General features: G+C 59.8%; 14 protein-coding genes, 1 tRNA gene and 1 pseudogene. 9 read left to right on the top strand and 7 right to left on the bottom strand.

What is annotated here, in order from left to right; all coding sequences use genetic code 11:
- Window positions 1-22: 22 nt before the first annotated feature.
- The 5 genes from AB4O41_RS00700 to AB4O41_RS00680 form a co-directional block, all read right to left on the bottom strand.
- Window positions 23-1,087, bottom strand: a complete 1,065-nt coding sequence (locus AB4O41_RS00700) for a 2,3-butanediol dehydrogenase (RefSeq protein WP_460148238.1) — start codon at window positions 1,085-1,087, stop codon at window positions 23-25.
- Window positions 1,088-1,175: 88 nt separating this feature from the next.
- Window positions 1,176-2,288 carry an acetoin dehydrogenase dihydrolipoyllysine-residue acetyltransferase subunit gene (locus AB4O41_RS00695; RefSeq protein WP_460145769.1) on the bottom strand — a complete coding sequence of 371 codons (1,113 nt, stop codon included), beginning with the start codon at window positions 2,286-2,288 and terminating at the stop codon, window positions 1,176-1,178.
- Window positions 2,285-3,304 carry an alpha-ketoacid dehydrogenase subunit beta gene (locus AB4O41_RS00690; RefSeq protein WP_030128853.1) on the bottom strand — a complete coding sequence of 340 codons (1,020 nt, stop codon included), beginning with the start codon at window positions 3,302-3,304 and terminating at the stop codon, window positions 2,285-2,287. Before AB4O41_RS00690 ends, AB4O41_RS00695 begins: the two co-directional genes overlap by 4 nt.
- A 33-nt stretch (window positions 3,305-3,337) precedes the next feature.
- The gene (locus tag AB4O41_RS00685) at window positions 3,338-4,315 is read right to left on the bottom strand and encodes a thiamine pyrophosphate-dependent dehydrogenase E1 component subunit alpha (RefSeq protein ID WP_310660697.1); all 978 of its coding nucleotides are present in this window, start codon (window positions 4,313-4,315) and stop codon (window positions 3,338-3,340) included.
- On the bottom strand, window positions 4,293-5,393 hold the full coding sequence (locus tag AB4O41_RS00680) for an ATP-NAD kinase family protein (RefSeq protein WP_460145768.1): 1,101 nt from the start codon (window positions 5,391-5,393) through the stop codon (window positions 4,293-4,295). The genes AB4O41_RS00685 and AB4O41_RS00680 overlap by 23 nt, the downstream gene beginning before the upstream one ends.
- Window positions 5,394-5,738: 345 nt before the next feature.
- On the opposite strand from AB4O41_RS00680, the pseudogene AB4O41_RS00675 reads away from it, so the two are divergent.
- Both AB4O41_RS00675 and AB4O41_RS00670 read left to right on the top strand, forming a co-directional pair.
- Window positions 5,739-7,632 (top strand): annotated as a pseudogene (locus AB4O41_RS00675) (sigma-54-dependent Fis family transcriptional regulator).
- 111 nt (window positions 7,633-7,743) lie between these two features.
- Window positions 7,744-9,744, top strand: a complete 2,001-nt coding sequence (locus AB4O41_RS00670; RefSeq protein ID WP_460145767.1) for a peptidase U32 family protein — start codon at window positions 7,744-7,746, stop codon at window positions 9,742-9,744.
- Window positions 9,745-9,944: 200 nt separating this feature from the next.
- Here the strand turns inward: AB4O41_RS00670 and AB4O41_RS00665 are convergent.
- Window positions 9,945-10,019, bottom strand: a tRNA-Gln gene (locus AB4O41_RS00665).
- A gap of 200 nt (window positions 10,020-10,219) precedes the next feature.
- Here AB4O41_RS00665 and AB4O41_RS00660 point away from each other — a divergent pair.
- The 4 genes from AB4O41_RS00660 to AB4O41_RS00645 all read left to right on the top strand — a co-directional run bounded on the left by AB4O41_RS00660 (window position 10,220) and on the right by AB4O41_RS00645 (window position 16,422).
- Window positions 10,220-11,332, top strand: a complete 1,113-nt coding sequence (locus AB4O41_RS00660) for a CapA family protein (RefSeq protein ID WP_460145766.1) — start codon at window positions 10,220-10,222, stop codon at window positions 11,330-11,332.
- Between the two features lie 312 nt (window positions 11,333-11,644).
- Window positions 11,645-13,384: a dipeptidase gene (locus AB4O41_RS00655; RefSeq protein WP_460145765.1), complete on the top strand. Its 1,740-nt coding sequence runs from the start codon at window positions 11,645-11,647 to the stop codon at window positions 13,382-13,384.
- Between the two features lie 106 nt (window positions 13,385-13,490).
- The gene (gene dapF, locus AB4O41_RS00650) at window positions 13,491-14,309 is read left to right on the top strand and encodes a diaminopimelate epimerase (protein WP_460145764.1); all 819 of its coding nucleotides are present in this window, start codon (window positions 13,491-13,493) and stop codon (window positions 14,307-14,309) included.
- Window positions 14,310-14,406: 97 nt separating this feature from the next.
- A complete protein-coding gene (locus tag AB4O41_RS00645) occupies window positions 14,407-16,422 on the top strand; it encodes a preprotein translocase subunit YajC (protein WP_460148237.1) in 2,016 nt (671 codons plus the stop codon).
- A gap of 98 nt (window positions 16,423-16,520) precedes the next feature.
- Here the strand turns inward: AB4O41_RS00645 and AB4O41_RS00640 are convergent, their stop codons facing one another.
- Window positions 16,521-18,086: a carbohydrate porin gene (locus AB4O41_RS00640; RefSeq protein WP_460145763.1), complete on the bottom strand. Its 1,566-nt coding sequence runs from the start codon at window positions 18,084-18,086 to the stop codon at window positions 16,521-16,523.
- A 168-nt stretch (window positions 18,087-18,254) separates the two neighbouring features.
- Here AB4O41_RS00640 and AB4O41_RS00635 point away from each other — a divergent pair, with 168 nt between their 5' ends.
- The 3 genes from AB4O41_RS00635 to AB4O41_RS00625 are packed head-to-tail and all read left to right on the top strand — an operon-like array spanning window position 18,255 to window position 21,349.
- Window positions 18,255-19,529 carry an ABC transporter substrate-binding protein gene (locus AB4O41_RS00635; protein WP_460145762.1) on the top strand — a complete coding sequence of 425 codons (1,275 nt, stop codon included), beginning with the start codon at window positions 18,255-18,257 and terminating at the stop codon, window positions 19,527-19,529.
- A 21-nt stretch (window positions 19,530-19,550) separates the two neighbouring features.
- The gene (locus tag AB4O41_RS00630; protein ID WP_460145761.1) at window positions 19,551-20,510 is read left to right on the top strand and encodes a carbohydrate ABC transporter permease; all 960 of its coding nucleotides are present in this window, start codon (window positions 19,551-19,553) and stop codon (window positions 20,508-20,510) included.
- Window positions 20,507-21,349: a carbohydrate ABC transporter permease gene (locus tag AB4O41_RS00625; protein ID WP_367375376.1), complete on the top strand. Its 843-nt coding sequence runs from the start codon at window positions 20,507-20,509 to the stop codon at window positions 21,347-21,349. The genes AB4O41_RS00630 and AB4O41_RS00625 overlap by 4 nt, the downstream gene beginning before the upstream one ends.
- Window positions 21,350-21,353: the final 4 nt, after the last annotated feature.

Raw genomic sequence — 21,353 nt, 5'->3', positions numbered from 1 at the left:
CCATCGTTCTCCCGCAAGGGCTTCAGACTCGAGCGGGTGACACAATGATTTTCACGTTATGTTCCTTGTTGTTGACCAATTCCTCAAAGCCCTGCCCGACAATCTGTTCCAGCTGAATACGCCCGGTGACCAGCGGCGTGATGTCCAGCCGGCCGTCGGCAATAAAGGCAATCACATCGGCGAACTCACCGTTGTAGGCGAGCGCACCCAGCACCTGTTTTTCGGTGGTGACCAGCTCGAAGAAGTTGAACTCGCTGGGTTCCTCGAAAATACCCACCAGCACACACGTGCCGGCCTTGCGGATGAGGTCGATCGCGAGCTTGGCCGTGTGTTTGTTGCCGATGCATTCGAAGCTGACATCCGCCCCAAGTCCGCCAGTCAGCCGTCGCACCTCTGCCAGAGCGTCACATTCATTGGGGTCAAGCACATGGCTCGCCCCTACCTCCAGAGCCTTCGCCTTGCGCGCGCCTGACATTTCCAGGGCGATGACCTGGGCCGCACCAGCCGCCTTGGCACACATGATGGTGCACAGACCGATGGTTCCCGCGCCAACCACTACCACATTTTTTCCCAGCAAACTCCCGGCCTTTTTCACCGCGTGCATGCCCACTGCCAGCGGTTCGATCAACGCCCCGGCTTCAGCGGGAAAGTTGGCCGGCAACTTGTAAAGCAGATTGGCCGGCACGTTGACCAACTCGGCGAACGCACCGTTGTTCATCAACCCGGTGAAGGCCAGGTTCTCGCAAATGTTGTACAACCCATGGGTGCAGTAATAACACGTGCCACAGTGCTGACAGGCATCCGCTGCCACCGGCTCGCCAACACTGAACCCCTGAACACCGGCGCCGATTTCGACGATTTCGCCACAGAACTCATGACCGAGAATGCACTGCCCTTTGATTCCGGTCAGCGGGTGCGGCGCATCCACCGGGATGAACACTGGCCCGGCCACGAATTCATGCAGGTCGGAGCCGCAAATACCGCACCATTGCACACGAATCTGGACCCAGCCCGCGGGTGGCGACACAGGCAACGGAACGTCTTCGACACGGATATCGTGACGGCCATGCCAGACAGCGGCACGCATGCTGCGGGTCGGGTTAATTAGAAGGCTCATGCTGAAATCTCCTTGAAGTCGTTGACCTTGGCGACCCAAAAATGGTCGCCAAGGAGCATTAGTGTTGTTGCACAAAGTCCAGGATCAACCGATTGACCTGCTCGGCCGCTTCCATCTGCACCATGTGCGCCTGGCCCGGCAGGATTTCGATTTTGGCTGTCAGGCCAACGCTGTGGGCCGCAGGAATGATCGCGTCGTCACTGCCCCAGATCAGCAACGTCGGCTGCCGGTTTTCTTGCACCACGCCGCGCAGATCGAACTGTTGCCGTCCTTCGTTGAACAACCCCGAAACCAGCTGGCGCAGGGCCGCGTCCACCCCTTCCAGGCGCTTGTACTTGAGCATGTCTTCGAGCATCTGCCGATTGACCAACTCGGGATCGGAGAACAGTTGCGTCAGCTGTGGCTTGAGGGCATTGCGGCTGGCTGCATCGACAAAACCTTGCAGGTAATCGCCGTTGATTTCCGCACCCAGGCCGGCGCTGCCGATCAAGCTCAGGGAGCGCACCCGATGGGGTGCCAGACGCGCGGTGTTCAGCGACACCGCACCGCCCATGGAATGACCTGCCAGATGCGCCACGGGAACCTCCAGATGATCAAGCAGTGCCAGTAGCACTTCGCTCAGCTCATCCAGATCTCCGCGTTGCAGCTGTTTGGCGGACTCGCCATGGCCCGGCAAATCCAGGGCAATCACTCGGCGCCCGACGGCCAATGCTTCATGATTGAACATCCAATTGTTCAGGTCACCGCCAAACCCGTGCACCAGCACCAACGGCACCCCGCCTTCGCCGCGCTCGAAGTAACGGATCAGCCGCCCGTCCAGTTCGACCTTCTGCGGCTTCGGCCCGCTGTCTTCCTCGGCGCCGTCACCTGGCACGAACGCGGCCTGGAACTGCTCGATCACCGCATCGATTTCGGCCTCACTCGCTTCGCCGTCGACCACGATGCCGAGCAACGCACCGACCGCGAGGGTTTCATCCTGGCGCGCGATCTGCCGACGCAGCACACCGGAAAACGGCGCCTCGACGCTGCTGGAAATTTTGTCGGTTTCTACGTCGAGTACTTCATCGCCCTTGGCGATCGCCTGGCCCTCCTCCTTGAGCCAGACATCGACCCGGCCTTCGGTCATGGACAAGCCCCATTTGGGCATGGTCAGGGTATGGATCTGGCTCATGAACGCTTGCTCCACTCGATCAACTTGAGCACGGCGTTTTCGATCTTCGCCGCGTCAGGGATATAGAGGTCTTCCAGGGCGTCGGAGAATGGCACCGGCGTGTGCGGCGCAGTGACCATCTCAATGGGCGCCTTGAGCGAGGCGAAGGCTTTTTGCGCCACCAGGGCCGAGATGTCGGTGGCCATGGAACAGCGCGGGTTGGCTTCGTCGATCACCACCAGGCGCCCGGTCTTTTCCACGCTTTCGAGAATACTGTCCTCGTCCAGCGGGCTGGTGGTGCGCAGGTCGATGACCTCGCAGTCAATGCCTCGCCCCGCCAGGCTGCGGGCCGCATCCATCGCTGTATTGACCGTGCGTCCATAGGAGACCAGGGTCACGTCCTTGCCATCGCGCAGGAAGTTGGCTTCACCGAAGGGGATGGTATAGAGCTCTTCCGGCACCTCGCCCTGCATGCTGTAGAGCAGTTTGTGTTCGCAGAAAATCACCGGGTCGTTGTCGCGGATAGCCTGGATCAACAGGCCCTTGGCGTCATAAGGTGACGACGGGCAGACGACTTTCAGTCCGGGGATGTGGGTCCACAGCGAGGTGAGCATTTGCGAGTGTTGGGCGGCTGCCCGCAGGCCCGCGCCGACCATGGTGCGAATCACCAACGGGGTGGACGCCTTGCCACCGAACATGTAGCGAAACTTGGCCGCCTGATTGAGGATCTGGTCCAGACAGCAACCGGCAAAGTCGACAAACATCAATTCACACACCGGGCGCACGCCACAGGTCGCTGCGCCGACGGCGGCACCGACATAACCCAACTCCGACAGCGGCGTGTCGAGCACGCGTCCGGGGAATTGATGATAGAGGCCCTTGGTCACGCCCAACACCCCGCCCCAGGCGTCGTTTTCACCGGGAGCACCGGCACCGCCGGCGACGTCTTCGCCCATGATGAACACGCTGGGGTCGCGGCGCATTTCCTGGGCCAGGGCTTCGTTGATTGCCTGCTGATAACTGATTTTTCTCGCCATGATGAAGGTCTCGATTCTTGTTATAGGGGGCGTTCAGGGATAGGAAACGTAGACGTCGGTGAGCAGGTCGGCCGCGCTCGGCTTGGGGTCGGACTTGGCCTTGCGCACGGCATTTTCGATCAGCAGGTCCACTTCGCTATCGATCTGGTCCAACTGGCTGGCATCGATCAACCCGGTCCGGGTGGTGCGTTCGCGAAACTGCATCAGGCAGTCGTTGTGCTCGCGGAAATACTTGACCTCGTCCGGTGCCCGATAGGTCTGGGCGTCGCCCTCGAAGTGGCCGTAGTAGCGGGTCAGCTTGACCTCGATCAGCGACGGTCCTTCACCGGCGCGGGCCCGCTCCACTGCGGCACCGGCGGCTTCGTGAACGGCGAAGAAGTCGAAGCCGTCGACGGTAACCCCAGGCATGCCGAAGCCGGCCGCGCGGTCGGCGATGTGATCGCAGGCCACGGACCAGTTGGAGGCCGTGGCCTCGGCGTAACCATTGTTCTCGGCAATGAACAGGCACGGCAGATTCCACACCGAGGCCATGTTCATCGCTTCGAATACCGCACCTTCGTTGGAACCGCCGTCGCCAAAAAACACCACGGCGACACCGTCGGTCCCCTTGAGCTTGGCTGCCAGCGCCGCCCCTACAACCAACGGTGCGCCGGCGCCGACGATGCCGTTGGCGCCGAGCATGCCCTTCTCGAAATCGGCAATGTGCATGGAGCCACCCTTGCCCTGGCAGACTCCGGTTTTCTTGCCGTAGATCTCGGCCATCATCCCGTGCACATCAACGCCCTTGGCGATGCAATGACCGTGGCCTCGGTGGTTGGAGGCGATGCAATCATCGTCCCCCAAGTGAGCCATGACACCGGCGGCCGAGGCCTCTTCACCGGCATAAAGATGGACGAAACCGGGAATCTCGCCGGTGGCGAACTCCACGTGCAGGCGCTCTTCAAAGACGCGGATGGTGCGCATCACCCGATAGGCATGCAGCAATTGATCAGCGGTCAGCTGTGTCGACATTTTTATTCTCCAGGGTGTCTTGAGACTCAAGGTTCAGAGGGTGTTGCGGATGTTCACGACCGATGGCCAGCAGCCGCTCTTGCGCTGCATAGGCCAGCGCCGCATTGACATCGATGCTCAGCGGACCGCCGGCATCGAGGGTAACGGTGGGTAAGTCATGGGCGCTGAATTCGATTTCCCGCTCGCCATCCAGGGCCAGGGTGCCGCTGGCCAGGCACAGGCGATGGGCAACGCCTGGTTCAAGGCTGGCGGCGGCAAGCACCCCGCAGCCTTGCAACAGGCCGGGCGCCAGCGGCACCAGCAAGGCTTCGCAAGATTGCGGATCAAGGCGCATCCAGGCGCCATTGGGGGCTTGGCGCGATACCGGAAACCACAAGCCACAGAGCGCCGAGATGCCAATGGACTGAGGCTCGGCGAAGGTTACAAAAACTTCCGCCAGATCGATCCCACGGCTGATTGCACGGGCGCCGATAAAGGGCAGCGAGGACACCGCCACGTCCACCAATGCCACTTCGCACAGGTCGCGGTTCGCAATCTGCACCAGCAGGCGTTTATTGCGGCGCAAAGCGATTTCGGGGGGAATCCGCCCGCTGGCGAATAACCCGCCGGCCAACCCGGCACTGGTGGCTTCACGCAGTTCCGGGAAGGCATTGTTGGTGCCCGTCGACAGGGTCAGCAATGGAATGTCGCCGACTTCGGCGGCCACCGCTTTGTGAGTGCCGTCACCGCCGAGTACGGCGATCAGCGACACCCCGCGTTCAGCCATCCAGCGCGCGGCCTGGCGAGTGTCCGCCACGCTCTGGCGCAAGGTAAGGTCGAGGAACTCCAGGGTTGGCCAGTGGCTGTCACGCGCCTGGCGGCCGTGACTGTTCTTCAACACCGCAGCGGCGATGCCGGTCATGTCAGTGGGCATCAGCACCCGCTCGACACCGGTGGCGCCAAAAGCCGCTAGCAACCGCTGGATCACCGAGACTTTGTCGGTGCTGGAAAACAGCCCGGCATTCGCCGTCAGGCGCCGTACGTCCCGGCCGGACGCCGGGTTGGCGATGATGCCGACGGTCAGGGGCAAGCGACTCATGTCGCCACCACAGATAAAGCAGGGTAAAGGCCTCGGCAGGAGGACATAGGGCACCTCTTGTTATTATCGGGTTGCCAGTCGTACTGGTTGCAGGGGCTAGAGCAAGGGCGGTGCCAGATCGGCAAAGAATCGCCAAAAGGCCTGTTCCAGAGCGGTCTTGACCGCACTTTCAGGGATTGGGATCACGCTCGATTGAGACGTCCCATGTCAGCCCGCACGGGTTTGTGGTGAGACTTTGAGACGTTGCGTCTCACCTTCGCCGTGAGTGAACCGAGGCTTGTCGACCCTCCACGAACGGCGCTTAATAGCCGCACAATTAAAAGAAGATCGAACCGGAGACCTTGAATGCTTTCCGCATACTCGAAGGCGCACGTGGAGTGCGTCAGCCGTGTTTTGAAGAACGCAGCGCACCTGCCGCAACTGCCTGTGTCGGACTTGATACTGGACTCCTGGCGCCGCTCCATGGAGCAACACCACCTGGACCCCGGCTCACTGCAAGGGCCACGGATTCTTTCGCAGAACGTGCTGCAGGAGTGTCGCGAACGCTCCGAACTGTTCCTGCGCATCGCCAGCGAAGAAGTCGCCCGCCTCCACGGTCGCGTGCGCGATGCCGACTACTGCGTGTTGCTCACCGATGCCCAGGGCCAGACCATCGACTATCGACTATCGCGTGGAAACATCTATCCGTAATGACTGCCGCAAAGCCGGCCTGTACCTGGGCACCTGCTGGTCAGAAGGCGAGGAAGGCACCTGTGGCGTGGCCGCGGTGCTGACCGCACGGACACCGGTCACGGTGCATAAGCGAGATCACTTCCGCGCCGCTTTTATCGGGCTCACCTGCTCTGCCGCTCCGGTCTTCGACCCTCGGGGCGAACTGCTTGGGGTGCTAGATGTGTCCGCGGTGCGCTCTCCGGACGACCGCCGTTCGCAACACCTGATCCGGCAGCTGGTGGTGCAGAGCGCGCGGGAAATAGAACAGGCATTTTTCATGAGCAGTGCCCAGGGTTACTGGGTGCTGCGGGCTCACAACAGCCCGGGCTACGTCGACAGCCAACCCGATTACCTGCTCGCCTGGGATGATGACGGACGACTGCAGGCGCTGAACCCCGCGGCGCGGCAGTGGCTGTTGCAACGCTTTGCTCATCTGCCGGAACACATCGACCACATATTCGATCAGCAGTTATTGCATCGGGCCAGGGACGAATCGCTCTGCCTGCTTCAGTGCCAGGGTGGTCGCCATGCCTTGCATGGACGACTCAGCGCGCCACGGCGGGTCAAACTCAACCCTGTGCGCAGGGTGCTATCACCCGCCGAACTCGACCCGCGACTGGAAGAAAGCCTGCGCCTTGCGGTGCGGGTCAAAGACCGTAATTTGCCGGTGCTGATCCAGGGCGAAACCGGCTCTGGCAAGGAAGTCTTCGCCCGTCAGTTGCACCAGGCCAGTCTGCGCCGTGAGCAGCCTTTTATCGCGGTGAACTGCGCAGCGATTCCCGAAAACCTGATCGAAAGCGAGCTATTCGGTTATGTGGCTGGCGCCTTCACCGGTGCATCGAATAAAGGTATGCGAGGTCTGCTGGAACAGGCCGATGGCGGCACTTTGTTTCTCGATGAAATCGGCGATATGCCTCTGTCCCTGCAAACCCGGCTACTGCGGGTTTTAGCCGAGGGCGAAGTGGCGCCCCTGGGAGCGTCACGAAGCAAAGCGATAGACATTCAGGTCGTCTGCGCGAGCCATCGCGATCTGGAAGCACGAGTGACCGCTGGCGAGTTTCGCGAAGACCTGTACTTTCGCCTCAGTGGCGCGCGGTTCCAATTGCCGCCGTTGCGCGAACGCAGTGATCGACTGGCCTTGATCAACCGGATACTCGAAGAAGAATCGTCGGCCTGTGCGATAGCGATGCAATTGGGCAGCGCCGCACTGGAATGCCTGCTCGGCTATCGCTGGCCGGGCAATGTGCGCGAACTGCGGCACGTGCTGCGTTACGCCTGCGCGGTGTGCGAGAGCCATTTGATTCTGTTGAGTGACTTGCCTGAACAATTGCTCGGCCATCGACTCAGTGATCCGGCTTCAGCCGACACCGTGGAACACTGCGCCAGCCCGGAACGCCAGGCACTCATCGATGCCCTCGTGCGTCATCGCTGGAAACCCACTGCCGCGGCCAAGGCTTTGGGCATCTCCCGGGCGACGCTGTATCGACGGGTGCATCAACATGACATCGACATGCCTGGCAGGGGCTAGCCACAGCTTCATCCTGCGGCCCTGCTCGCCATCGGGCAGCATACGGATGCCGGTCAAACGTTTCGCCGCTACAATGCGCACCTTGACCGTGACAAGCCAGACTAAAAAAACATGTCCCTACCCAAACATCATCTGGAACTGCTCAGCCCCGCCCGCGACGTAGCCATCGCCCGCGAGGCCATCCTGCATGGCGCCGACGCCGTGTACATCGGGGGCCCAAGCTTCGGCGCCCGCCATAACGCCTGTAACGAGGTGAGCGATATCGCCCAATTGGTGGAATTCGCCCGTCGCTACCACGCCCGGGTGTTCACCACCATCAACACGATCCTGCACGACAACGAGCTGGAGCCGGCCCGCAAGCTGATCCACCAGTTGTACGACGCCGGCGTCGATGCGCTGATCGTCCAGGACCTGGGCGTGATGGAGCTGGACATCCCACCGATCGAGCTGCACGCCAGCACCCAGACCGACATCCGCACCCTGGCGCGGGCGAAGTTCCTCGATCAGGCTGGCTTCTCCCAACTGGTACTGGCCCGCGAGCTGAACCTCCAGGAAATCCGCGCGATCGCCGACGAAACCGATGCAGCGATCGAGTTCTTCATCCACGGCGCGCTGTGCGTGGCGTTCTCCGGCCAGTGCAACATCTCCCACGCGCAGACCGGTCGAAGCGCCAACCGTGGCGATTGCTCCCAGGCTTGCCGCCTGCCGTACACCCTCAAGGACGAAAAAGGCGGTGTGATCGCTTACGAAAAACATCTGCTGTCGATGAAGGACAACAACCAGAGCGCCAACATCCGCGCGCTGGTGGAAGCCGGCGTGCGCTCGTTCAAGATCGAAGGTCGCTACAAGGACATGGGCTATGTGAAGAACATCACCGCCTGGTATCGCCAGCGCCTGGACGACGTCCTCGAAGACCGCCCGGACCTGGCCCGCGCATCCAGCGGCCGCACCGCACACTTCTTCCTGCCCGACCCGGAAAAGACCTTCCACCGCGGCAGCACCGACTACTTCGTCAGCGACCGCAAGATCGATATCGGCGCCTTCGACACACCCACCTTCACCGGCCTGCCGGTGGGTGTCGTGGAAAAAGTCGGCAAGCGCGACCTGCTGGTGGTCACCCAAGAGCCGCTGTCCAACGGCGACGGCCTCAATGTGCTGGTCAAGCGCGAAGTGGTGGGCTGGCGCACCAACATCGCCGAGCCCAAGGGCGAGTTCGAAGAGGACGGTGAAAAGCGCTACCGCTACCGCGTCGAGCCCAACGAAATGCCGCAGGGGCTGCATCAGCTACGGCCGAACCACCCGCTGAACCGTAACCTGGACCACAACTGGCAGCAGGCCTTGCTCAAGACCTCCGCCGAACGCCGGGTGGGTCTTGCCTGGGTCGCTCGCCTGCGTGAGGATCGCCTGGAGCTGACCGCCACCAGCGAGGAAGGTGTCAGCATCAGTGTTGCCCTGGACGGTCCGTTCGGTCGGGCCAACAAGCCGGAACAGGCCCTGGAGCAATTGCATGACCTGCTCGGCCAACTGGGTACCACTCAGTACCACGCCACGGCTATCGAGCTGGATGCACCGCAGGCGTATTTCATCCCCAACTCGCAGCTCAAGGCCTTGCGCCGCGAAGTCATCGAAGCGCTGACCGCGGCCCGCATCAAAGCCCACCCACGGGGTGGTCGCAAGGCCGAGACCGAGCCGCCGCCGGTGTACCCGGAATCGCACCTGTCGTTTTTGGCCAACGTTTATAACGAGAAAGCCCGCGACTTCTATCACCGTCACGGCGTCAAGCTGATCGACGCGGCCTATGAGGCTCACGAGGAGACCGGCGAGGTGCCGGTGATGATCACCAAGCACTGCCTGCGTTTCTCCTTCAACCTCTGCCCCAAACAGGCCAAGGGCGTCACCGGCGTGCGCACCAAGGTCGCGCCGATGCAACTGGTGCACGGTGATGAGGTGCTGACGCTGAAGTTCGACTGCAAGCCTTGCGAGATGCACGTGATCGGCAAGATGAAGGGGCACATCCTTGACCTGCCGCAACCGGGCAGCGTGGTGCAGCAAGTCGTCGGCCACATCAGCCCCGAAGACCTGCTCAAGACCATTCCTCGCGCGCCGCACTGAGTGACTGGCGAGCGCGCCGCTATGGCGCCGCGCTCGTTGCGTTGGCACGACAGCTGAATGCTAAAGGTTTTACCAAGAGGGTTTTACAGACATAAAAAAACGCCAGCCCGGATCGGAGTTGGCGTTTTCTGTAAAGACAATCATCCCGGACTCCTGCACTACCTGCCGGCGGAGCCATACTTGGATAAGTGTAAGGAAAATGGCAGGGGCGGCTGGATTCGAACCAACGCATGGCAGGATCAAAACCTGCTGCCTTACCGCTTGGCGACGCCCCTGTATCTGTTGCTGCGAGTGCCCGGCACTGAGTTTTCAGGCGGGCAACATCGAGATGCTGCGTCCCTGCGCTACAAGCCCCCTGTAAGGGCCCTCTGCAAGAACGCGCGGAAATTTACCAACTTTCGCTTCGCCTGGGAAGCCCAACACAAAAATATATTTGTTTTAAAACAGATGCTTACTCCTGCTCCTGGAGGGTGCCATGGCGACTGTTACCGACACACTGAAGCTGTTTCTCGCCGGCGATGTCATGACCGCCCGCGGCATTGACTCAGTACTGCCGCATCCTGGCGATCCGCGGCTTTACGAAGACTACGTCAAGAATGCCGGCGTTTACGTCCGGCTGGCAGAAAGACTCAATGGCCCGATTCCCCTCCCCGTCGATTTCACCTATATCTGGGGCGCTGCGCTGGATGAGCTTGAACTTCGCCAGCCACACGCACGCATCATCAATCTGGAAACGGCGGTGTCTCGCCGTGGACGACCGGAGCAAAAGGGCATCAATTACCGCATGAGCCCGGAGAACTTCCCGGCTATCAGTGCAGCCGGCATCGACTGCTGCGTGCTGGCCAACAACCATGTGCTGGACTGGGGAGCAACCGGCCTGGCCGATACGCTGGATACCTTATCGAGCAACGGCATGTGCAGCGCCGGCGCCGGGCACAACCGACAATCTGCCGAAGCGCCCGCCGTGCTGCCACAGCCTGGCGGGCGGCGCTTGCTGGTGTTTGGCCTCGGCGCCCCCGACAGCGGCATTGAGCAGGACTGGGCCGCCACAGATAAGCGCGCGGGCGTGGCGCGGTTGGAAGATCTGACTATGCAAAGCCTGCGCCCTGTGGCCGTACGGATTCTGGAGGGCAAAAAACCGGGGGATCTGGTGGTCGCCTCCATTCACTGGGGCGGCAATTGGGGGTTCGATATTCCACGGGAGCAGATCCGGTTCGCCCATGCCTTGATCGACGAGGCAGGCGTTGACTTGGTGCACGGGCATTCCTCGCACCACATCAAGGGCATCGAGGTGTACCGCGAACACCTGATTCTCTATGGCTGCGGTGATCTGCTGAACGATTACGAAGGCATTGAAGGCCACACAGACTTTCGTGGCGACCTTGGGCTTCTGTACTTTGCCTCGTTGGGCCCGGGTGGACACCTGCGATCACTGGACCTGATGCCCACCCGCCTCTGTCGCTTTCGCATCTGTCGCGCCGAAGGGGAAGACCGTCAATGGCTGCACGACACCCTTTCTCGCGAGTGCGCACGCTTGGGCAGCAGCATCCAGTCGGGGGCGGAAAATGCCTTCGAGTTGCGTTGGTAGGTGCCTGCCTTTGTGGCGAGCGAGCTTGCTCGCGTTGGGCTGCGTAGCGGCCCCAAAAATCTGATAACAATCGCCGATTTTTGTGAGTGCTACGCACTCAAGCGGGAGCAAGCTCCCTCGCCACAGGGTCCTCACTGACTCAAGATGAAACCTTCCCGGTTTTTTTCATTTCTGCGTCGTTTTTGCATTTCTGTGCGACAGATCCTGCTTCCGGGACTCCCGTACCACTCCCTTGTGGTGTTAGTTTGGAAAAGTTTCTGACTCATCGATCAGATATTTCTCACAAACTGCCTGCAAAGGAATGCCCCAACAATGGATTTCTCATTCAAACACCTGGCCACGACAACCCTGATACTGGCCAGCCTTTCGTCAATCACCACCTCAGCGCACGCCAACATCACCCCGCAACAGAGCGCGACCATCCTCAAGACTTTCAGTGACACATCGGTAACCGATTTCAGGCAGTTCCTGGGACGCCTGGCCAAGAGCGACCTTGCCAAAACCAACGACCTCGGCCCGGCAATCAGTGCCTTCCAGAGCAACAAGACGCTTTCCCCTGAACAGCAGAACGAGATCCATCGCCTGCTGGGCCTCTATGCACGGGTGAAATACGGCAACGCGGCCACCGAAACCCTGCGCGAGCTGGTGGCAATCCCGACCTTCCGCGTGGACGGCGTTGATCAGCACAACAATCCCGAATTCATCAAGATCGCCGACAAGCTCAAGGGCCTTGCCCAGGCCTTCAATCTGAATTTTCGCAACATCGACAACCGAGTCTATGAAATCTCTCTCGCAGGCAACGGCGATGAAGTCGTAGGCATTCACGCGCATGCCGATGTGGTGCCCGTGACGCCAGAGAACTGGGTCCTGAAAAACGGCACCCGACTCGATCCGTTCAAGGTCACCCTGGTCGGTGACCGCATGTATGGCCGGGGCACCGAGGATGACAAGAACGGCATCGTGGTGGCGCTCTACGCCATGAAGATCATCAAGGAAGAGAAGCTGCCGCTGGCGAGGAATTTCAAACTGCTGGTAGACACCACCGAAGAAACCACCGGCGACGCCATCCCCTATTACTTCGAACACAACCCGACACCCAACTACAACCTGGCGCTGGATGGCGGCTATCCGGTGGTGATTGCCGAGAAAGGCTACGGCACCGTCATGGCGAACTTTGCCCGGCGGGCCGCAGAGGGCAAAGGCGCTGAAATCACCTCAATGACGGGCGGGCTGGCCACCAACCAGATTCCTTCGACTTCGGTCGCCACCCTCGTGACCGACAAACCCGCCGAATTGGCCGCCAGCCTGCAGAAGGCAGGCAGTGATTATGCCAAGCGCAATGGCAGCGACTTCGAGGTGACCGCCAAGGTCGTCGGCAAGGACGTCCAGCTGACGGTCACCGGCGTTTCCGCCCACTCCTCGGAACCAGAGTCAGGCATCAACCCGGTGGCAAGGATGCTGGACTTCATCAACAGCCTCGACGGGAAGGTTGCGCTCAAACACAACCACATTACCGACGCCGCCCGCTACGCCGCCGACAACTGGGGACTGGACTACCTGGGAGGCAAATTAGGGGTCGGTTTTTCCGATGCCTTCATGGGACCGCTGACCACCTCCCTGACCTATGTCGGGATGGATGAAAAAGCCTTCAAACTCGCGGTCAACCTGCGCGTGCCGAAGGGCAAATCCCCGGAAGTGCTCAAGGCCGAAATCGCCGACAAGCTTGGCGCCTGGAGCAAGAAGACCCACATTGAGCCGGCCTTCGACTACTCGATCGCCGAGCCGATGCACCGCAATCCTGAGGGTGAATGGGTCAAGGCCCTGCTGGCCGTGTCCAGCGAAAACCTTGGCATGGAACACAAGTTTGGCACCTCTGCCGGCGCCACCTCGGTCCATGAGCTGCCCAATGGCGTGCAGTTCGGCCTGGCCAGGCCCGAGCTCAAGTACACCGGCCACAACGACAACGAGTTCAAGACCGTCGACCAATTCCTGCTGGACCTGCAGATCGTGACCGAAATGCTCGGGCGCATCGGGCAGTTACCGAAACTCTGATCTCCCCTTTCGGACCCGCTATTCTGGCGGGTCCACTTCTATGCGAATGGGGCTGAATTGCCTTTAAATATCAATTCACCCCATGTCTCGCCACCAGGATCAATTTATGTCGCTGAGCTTTCATAAAATGCACGCCAATGGCGATGACTTCGTTGTTGTGGACTTGCGAAACTCGGCCAATCCAATGACAAGTACCTTGGCTCGGCGATTGGGTGATCGGCACCGGGGAATCGGATTCAATCAACTCGCGGTGGTGCTCGATTGCGATGATGCAGTTGCGCGCTTGATGTTTTGGAATGCCGATGGCTCAACGCTGGATGCTTGCGGCAGTGCAACGCGGGGTGCCGCGGATAGGCTGATGCGCGAATCAAATACTACGTCGATAGCGCTGCGAACCAACCGTGGTCTACTCACTTGCGAACGAACTTCAACCGGCGCAATTTCCGTCAACATGGGGAAACCGCTTTTCGGCTGGTCGGACATTCCCCTGGCCCTGGAAATGGATACTGCTGTTTTACCACTGGCAGGTGGCCCGGCAGCGACCAGCATGGGCAATCCGCACTGCACTTATTTTGTGGATGACCTGACAGCCGTTGATATAGCGACCCTCGGACCGACCATTGAAACCAACCCTCTGTTTCCTCTCAAGACAAACGTGCATTTCGTCCAGATCATTAACCGCAAGCACATTCGGTTGCGCATTTGGGAGCGCGGCGGTGGTATTCCCCTCGGTTCCGGTTCCTGCTCTTGTGGCGCCGCGGTTAACGGAGTTCGTCGTGGTTTGTTAGACCATTGCGTTGAGGTTGAATGTGATGGCGGAACCGTAACGGTTCAATGGGATGGCGTGGGACCTGTCTTTCTCATCGGGCCGGTAGAGACAACGTTTTCGGGAACTGTTCACGACAGCCTCTCCTTCAGGCTATGAGTCGGCGGCCATCGCATAACTGACCTATCCTGAATCGACCGACAAAAGATCACCCTTTTGAGGCACCTGAACTCGTTACAGCAATGGAGGCTGGATGATGAAGGAGCAATCGATTGAGTTTCGCGCTGGAGAGGCGCCCACGCCGCACTCTGCGCCCCTCGCCATGACCCGTTCCACCCAATCTTCCACGCTCAATAGCCGAATCGAGCTTTATACCCAAGAGCCGATGGTCAACTGGCTAGGTCCGTTTCAGCTTATGCGCACGGGCTTGCAATCGGCTGCGGCCACCACGATGGGTGCCTTCGCGGACCCACGCGATGTGTCGGCCATGCTCAACCCTCGGAACGCTAACCCGCCCATCCAGGTGCCTGCCGACGGTGACGTGTGGATCGACTATCTGGCCGACACCGGCGATGGCTGGGACTCTACCTATTCGATGGCGCTGTGCGTCAGCCAGGATTGCAAGTTGCCGGAGTACCCGCTCACGCTGCCGCGTGGCGACGTGCTGCTGCTCGGCGGCGATCAGGTCTATCCCACACCGGCCCAATCCGGCTACCGCACCCGCTTCCTGGATCCCTTTCGCGCCGCCTTTCCCGCGTCAGTACCCAAGCTGCCCCCTGATGACCAGGACCAGCCCGTGCGGCAGCCGGATGCACCGTGGATATTGGCGACGCCCGGCAATCACGATTGGTATGACGGTCTGCGCGGCTTCTCCCAACTGTTTTGCGAGCAAAAGCCCATTGGCGGCTGGGAAACCCGCCAGCGCACCAGTTACTACGTGCTGCAGCTGCCCAATGGCTGGTGGGTCTGGGGCCTGGACCTGCAATTGGAGTCCATGATCGACCGGGAGCAGAAACGTTACTTCGAAGAGATGCACGCCAAACTGCAGCCAGGCGACCGCGTGATCCTCTGTACACCCGAGCCGAGCTGGGTGGACGAGGCCGAGCGGCTGGCACGCGAGGAGAGCAAGGCCTTGCCCTCGATCGAAACCCAGACGCCGCGCTTTCGCAGCCTGCGCGAGATCGAGGAACTATTGGGTGACCACCTGGCAGTAGTCTTGGCCGGAGACTCGCACCACTACGCGCGCTACCAGCCAAAAGCTGGCACCCAGGCACCGCAGCGCATCACGTGCGGAGGCGGTGGCGCCTTCTTGAATGCCACACATCAGCTTCCAGATCCGCCCAAGCCGATCAACGTTGGCGGAACCCGGCAGCACTACGAGCTGGCTGCGGCCTACCCGGACAAAAAGACCTCCGAGCAACTGCGTAACCGGGCATGGCGGCTACCTACCCGCAATCTCTCGTTCTGCGGCATGCTGGCCATCTTGTACCTGCTGTTCGACTGGATGGTACAAAGCGCCAGCACAGTGCCCCACCCGGCACGAGGCAACCGCAGCCTGATGGACGTGTTGTCTGACCTCCAAGCGTCTATTTCCAACATCGGCGAAGTGTGGCGACACCTGCTCCTGGTCCTGTCACACAGTCCTTCGTCGGTGATGTTCGCCGTGATCATAGTGGTGGGTTGCGCAGTGTTCTCAGCCGCCGGGGTCAAGCGCACCCGAAAGCTCGCCTATGCCATTGGCGCTGCTCACGGGGTACTTCATCTGGGACTGGCAATCGGACTGCTATGGCTGATGGGCCGCGTCAACATTCACTACTTGCAGTTCGAGGTAGAAAACCTGCACCAGGTTTTGTTGTTCCTGGCGGAGACGCTGGTGCTCGGCGGCAGTTTGGGAGGACTGTTGTTCGGTGCATGGATGGTGATGGGCAACACCTTTTGGGGGCTACATAGCGAGGCGGTTTTTTCCTCACAGTGCATCGCCGACCACAAATGCTTCCTGCGCATGCATTTCAAAGGCGACCAACTCACGATTTACCCGCTCAAGTTGGAGAAAGTCTGCCGGCGTTGGTCCCTGGGATCAGGCGTCGCCAAACTGGCGAAGGTGCAGCGCACCTGGAGGTTGCGGGCAACGCCTGAAAGCACCGGCCCGCGCTTCGTGCCAGCCTCGGGTGCGCTCGAACTGCAGCTGATCGAGCCGCCCATCGAGATTTTGCGTGGAAGCTCACCCATGAGCAAGCGAGACCAGTCAAGAGACAGAACAAGCGATGAGTAACCTGTGGCGAGGGAGCTTGCTCCCTCGCCACAGGTTCAGTATCACGCTTGACTGACCGGCATTACGGCAGCCTGGCTCCTACGCCGATGAAGCAGCTATCAGAACCAGGTTTCCATCTGGATGCCGTACTGCCATACACCGCCGGCGTTGAAGTCCGACTTGCCGAAGTTGTCTGTGGAACTGTATCTGTCCAGGTCCGAAGACCAGTTCATCAGGCTTGCGAACACTCGCAGTTCGGGACGTGTGAGCAGGTCTCCAACGTCGGGTTTGAATGTTGGGGCAATCGTGAATTTCCAGAAGTTACCGTCGACCGCATTACGTTGCATATAGCCCTTGGGGTCGAGGTCCATGGTTTGCCAGCTCATTTCGTAGGCCATCTCGAAATTGCTGTTGATTTCATTGGCCAACCGCACGTTCAGAGTCATCCAGCGGTAATCGTCACCCTTGACATACCTGTCCTTGCTTTGTTCGGCCAACAAGCTGGGGCCGATGCGCCAGCCGGGGGCAATAGGTGTCTCGCCATAAAGCGCCAGACGCAGCGCCCGGGCATCGTCGATCAGTTCGCCATCCGAACCGATGTTCTTGACCTCTGCCCCCAGACCTTGCCCATAGAGCAGTGCCGTTTTGAAGAAGCCTTCCCTGCCGAAAAAGTTTTTCTGGTGATTGGCCAGCATGCTGTGCAAGCCGGAATCCGCAGGCGTCAGGCCCGCTTCATTGGTGCGGGTGGCAAAGTCGTTTTTCTTTGAGCCAATGCCATTGAACATCCATTGCCACTGACCATTATCGAAAAACTGGTTGGAGGTCAGGATGTAGCTTTCCACATCGGCATTGACGCCGCCCTCACTGAAATCCCCATAGTTACGCCCGATCAAGGAATAATTCGAGCGCCAATCCTTGTTCATCTGCACATCGTAGATACCACCCCCGGTGCCGGCCAGAAAGACGACGTCCGAGTCCAGCCAATGGATATCGAAGTTATCTCTGTCAAATCGTTTGCCTGCCCACAGGGTCGCGTTCTCGAACGTCGAATTGCCCTTGAAGGCGGCAAGATGGTCGAGTTCGGTAAATACCTGACGCACGTTCAGGTTGCTTTCGTCGGCCGTCCAGTCATTGGAACTCTCCACACCGTCGGCGATGGACACCGTGAATTTGGAACGGGTACCGTTCTGCGCATAGATTTCTTTCGACAGGTCGATGCGCATGTAGGTGTCGTCTTCGTTACCGAGTCGCCCGACTGCCCCCCCGACTGAACCGGCAGGGGTGGTATAAGGGCCGCCACGACCACCACCCAGCCCATCGTTGATCAGCAATCCGGAACGTGCGTAACCCTTGAAGCTGAAGCCGTCAGTGAGGTGTGCGCTGCTGTCCTGCTTTTCCATGCTTTGCTGACGGGCTTCGAGTTTTGCCAGTCGGGTGTCCAAAGCAGGCGCCGACATGACTGCGGCAGTTGACGCTGCGGGCTGCAAGGCAGGAGTGGAAAGTTTGATTTGCTGCAGTTCCCTGGCGAGGGCCTGGGTTTGCTGTTCAGCTGCCGCTGCGCGTTTTTCCGCTGCGCTGGCACGGGCTTCAAACGCAGCCATGCGCTCTTCCAGAGTCGCGGCCTGAGAGGTTGCCGCCGAGGTGCTGAGCACGCCTGCGAGTAGCCAGCTTGATGCTTTCTGCATGTGAATCCCCTGTTTTGTTTTTATTTTTCTGCTTCCGCAACCGGCCTTTTTTTCGTGAACTGTGAATTGTCAAAATTGACGAAAAAAAGGATGCCTCATCGCAAATACGCTGCTACATTTGGCGATGTTAACGTTAACTTTTCTAAAAACAAAAATAAAGAGGGCTTTATGAAACAGCTTAAATCTCTTCTTCCAGCAGCACTGCTCACCCTTTGTGCCGGGCTTCCATCCCTCTCGAACGCAGCTGATTTGACGATCTCCTGCGGCGCGGTGGGTGCGGAGTTACAACTCTGTAAAGAGGCTGTCGAGGCGTGGTCGAAACAGACCGGCAACCACGTCGAGGTGGTCTCAACACCTAACTCGGCAACCGAGAGGTTGTCGTTCTACCAACAGATCCTCAGTGCGCAGTCCAGCGACATCGACATCATTCAAATCGATATGGTGTGGCCGGGGATGCTGGCCAAACATCTGATGGATCTGCGCGAGGTGCTTCCTGCCAATGCGACCCAGGGCTACTTCCAGGCACAGGTGGATAACGCCACGGTGAACGGACGGCTGGTGACGATGCCGTGGTTCACCGACTCGGGTCTGCTGTATTACCGCAAGGACTTGCTCGAGAAGTACAACCAACAGGTTCCCCAGACCTGGGAAGAAATGACCGCTACCGCCCGGAATATTCAACAGGCCGAGCGCACTGCCGGGAATCCCAATGCCTGGGGTTACATCTTTCAAGGACGCGCCTACGAGGGCCTGACGTGTAATGCGCTGGAGTGGATCAGCAGCCAACCGCAAGGCGGGCTGGTCAATCCGCAAGGCGACATCGTGGTCAACAGCCAGGCTTCAAAAACGGCGTTGACCCTGGCGAAAAGCTGGGTAGGAGACATCTCCCCGCGCGGCGTACTCAACTACACCGAAGAAGAAGGCCGAGGCGTATTCCAGTCGGGCAATGCGTTGTTCATGCGTAACTGGCCGTATGTCTGGGCCCTGGTGCAAAGCCAGGACAGTGCAGTAAAAGACAAGGTCGGGGTCGCTCCCCTGCCCCGCGGCGGCGAGACCGGCAGCCATGCCTCCACCCTTGGTGGCTGGGGTCTGGCGGTATCGCGTTACAGCGCCCATCCAAAACTTGCCGCCGAGCTGGTGAGCTACCTGACCAGTGCCCAAGAGCAAAAACGCCGTGCCCTGATAGGCGCCTATAACCCGGTGATCGAGTCGCTGTATCAAGACCCCGAATTGCTCGCGGCAATGCCTTATTACGCTCAGCTGCACAGCATTCTCAACGATGGGGTCATGCGCCCCGCCTCAATTACTGCCGATCGCTATCCACGGGTCTCCAATGCGTTCTTCGATCGGGTGCATGGCGTGCTGGCGGGCGAGTTGCCTGTCGATCAGGCGCTGGCCGAACTGGAAAGCGAACTCACGCGCATCAAACGCCGGAACTGGTAAGCCACAAGGAAGGAAATCACCATGTCTGTCTCTACTACTGCCCCCTATGACGAGCCCCTGCTGATCAGGGAAACGCCCGTACAACGACGCCGGGTACGCGCCGCCTGGCTGTTTCTGACACCGATGCTGTTGTGTCTGGCCCTGGTGGCAGCCTGGCCGCTACTGCGCACATTCTGGTTCAGCCTGACTGACGCCAGTCTGTCGGACACCGGTGGCGGAACCTTCATAGGTTTGAGCAATTATCTGTTCCACAACGGCTCCAGCTGGTCGGGCATCCTGGTCGATCCGCAATGGTGGAACGCGGTGCGCAACACCTTGCATTTCACCGTGGTGTCAGTGGGACTGGAAGTCGTACTGGGACTGTTGGTGGCGTTGCTGCTGAACATCAAGTTCACCGGACGTTCTCTGGTGCGGGCGATGATTCTGATTCCCTGGGCGATTCCGACCATTGTCTCGGCAAAGATCTGGTCATGGATGCTCAACGACCAGTTCGGCATCATCAATCACATGATGCTGAGCCTCGGCCTGATTGACGCGCCCCTGGCCTGGACGGCCGATGCGGACCTGTCGATGTGGGCGGTGATCCTCGTCGACGTCTGGAAGACCGTGCCGTTTGTCACGCTGCTGATGCTGGCGGCCTTGCAAATGTTGCCGAGCGATTGCTACGAAGCCGCCAGAGTCGATGGTATTCATCCGCTGAAAGTGTTCTGGAGTGTCACCCTTCCCCTATTGATGCCTGCACTGTTGGTGGCGGCGATCTTCCGCATCCTCGACTCGCTGCGGGTGTTCGACGTGATCTATGTGCTGACCTCGAACTCGTCGAGCACCATGAGCATGTCGGTGTATGCCCGCCAGCACCTGGTGGAGTTCCAGGACGTCGGTTACGGCAGCGCCGCCTCGACGCTGCTGTTTCTGGTGGTTGCGGTCATCGCCATGCTTTATCTCTACCTCGGACGCCGTCAACTGGAGGTCCGATCATGAACCTGCGCCTACTGAAAAAAGCACTGTTGCGCCTCGGATTCTGGTGCCTGATCGGGGTATTGCTGCTGTATGCGGTTTTCCCTTTCTACTACGCCATCGTGACTTCGCTGAAGCCATCCAGCGCCTTGTTCGAGGTGAGCTACTGGATCAATAACCCCGACTTCTCCAATTACGCGGCGGTACTCAATCAATCCTCATTCCTGCTAGCTATCGGCAACTCGCTGGTGGTTGCGCTTAGCGTGGTGACCCTGGCGTTGTTCCTCAGCGTGACCGCCGCCTATGCCTTGGGCCGGGTGAAGTTCCGTGGGCGTGGCACGGTGTTGATGATGGTCCTTGGCGTGTCGATGTTTCCTCAGGTCGCGGTGCTGTCGGGATTGTTCGAAGTGATCCGCGCCTTGGGCCTGTACAACACGTCCTGGGCGTTGATCCTGAGCTACACGATTTTCACCCTGCCCTTCACCGTCTGGGTGCTGACCACGTTCATGGGGCAATTGCCTCATGAACTGGAAGAAGCGGCCATCATGGATGGCGCGTCCCCATGGGTCACGCTGACCCGCGTGCTGTTGCCGCTGCTCTGGCCCGCACTGGTCACCACGGGCTTATTGGCCTTCATCGCAGCGTGGAACGAGTTCCTGTTTGCCCTGACCTTCACCCTCACCGACACACAACGCACGGTGCCGGTCGCCATCGCCCTGATTTCCGGCGGTAGCCCTCATGAGTTGCCTTGGGGGTTGTTGATGGCTGCATCGGTGCTGGTCACCGTCCCACTGGTGATTCTGGTGCTGATCTTCCAGCGCCGAATCGTTTCCGGTCTCACTGCCGGCGCGTTAAAGGGTTGATGCC

The organism is Pseudomonas sp. S2_A02, from assembly GCF_054668495.1.
Note: the sequence above shows the minus strand (reverse complement) of the source record. Positions and strands in the feature narration are given on the sequence as shown.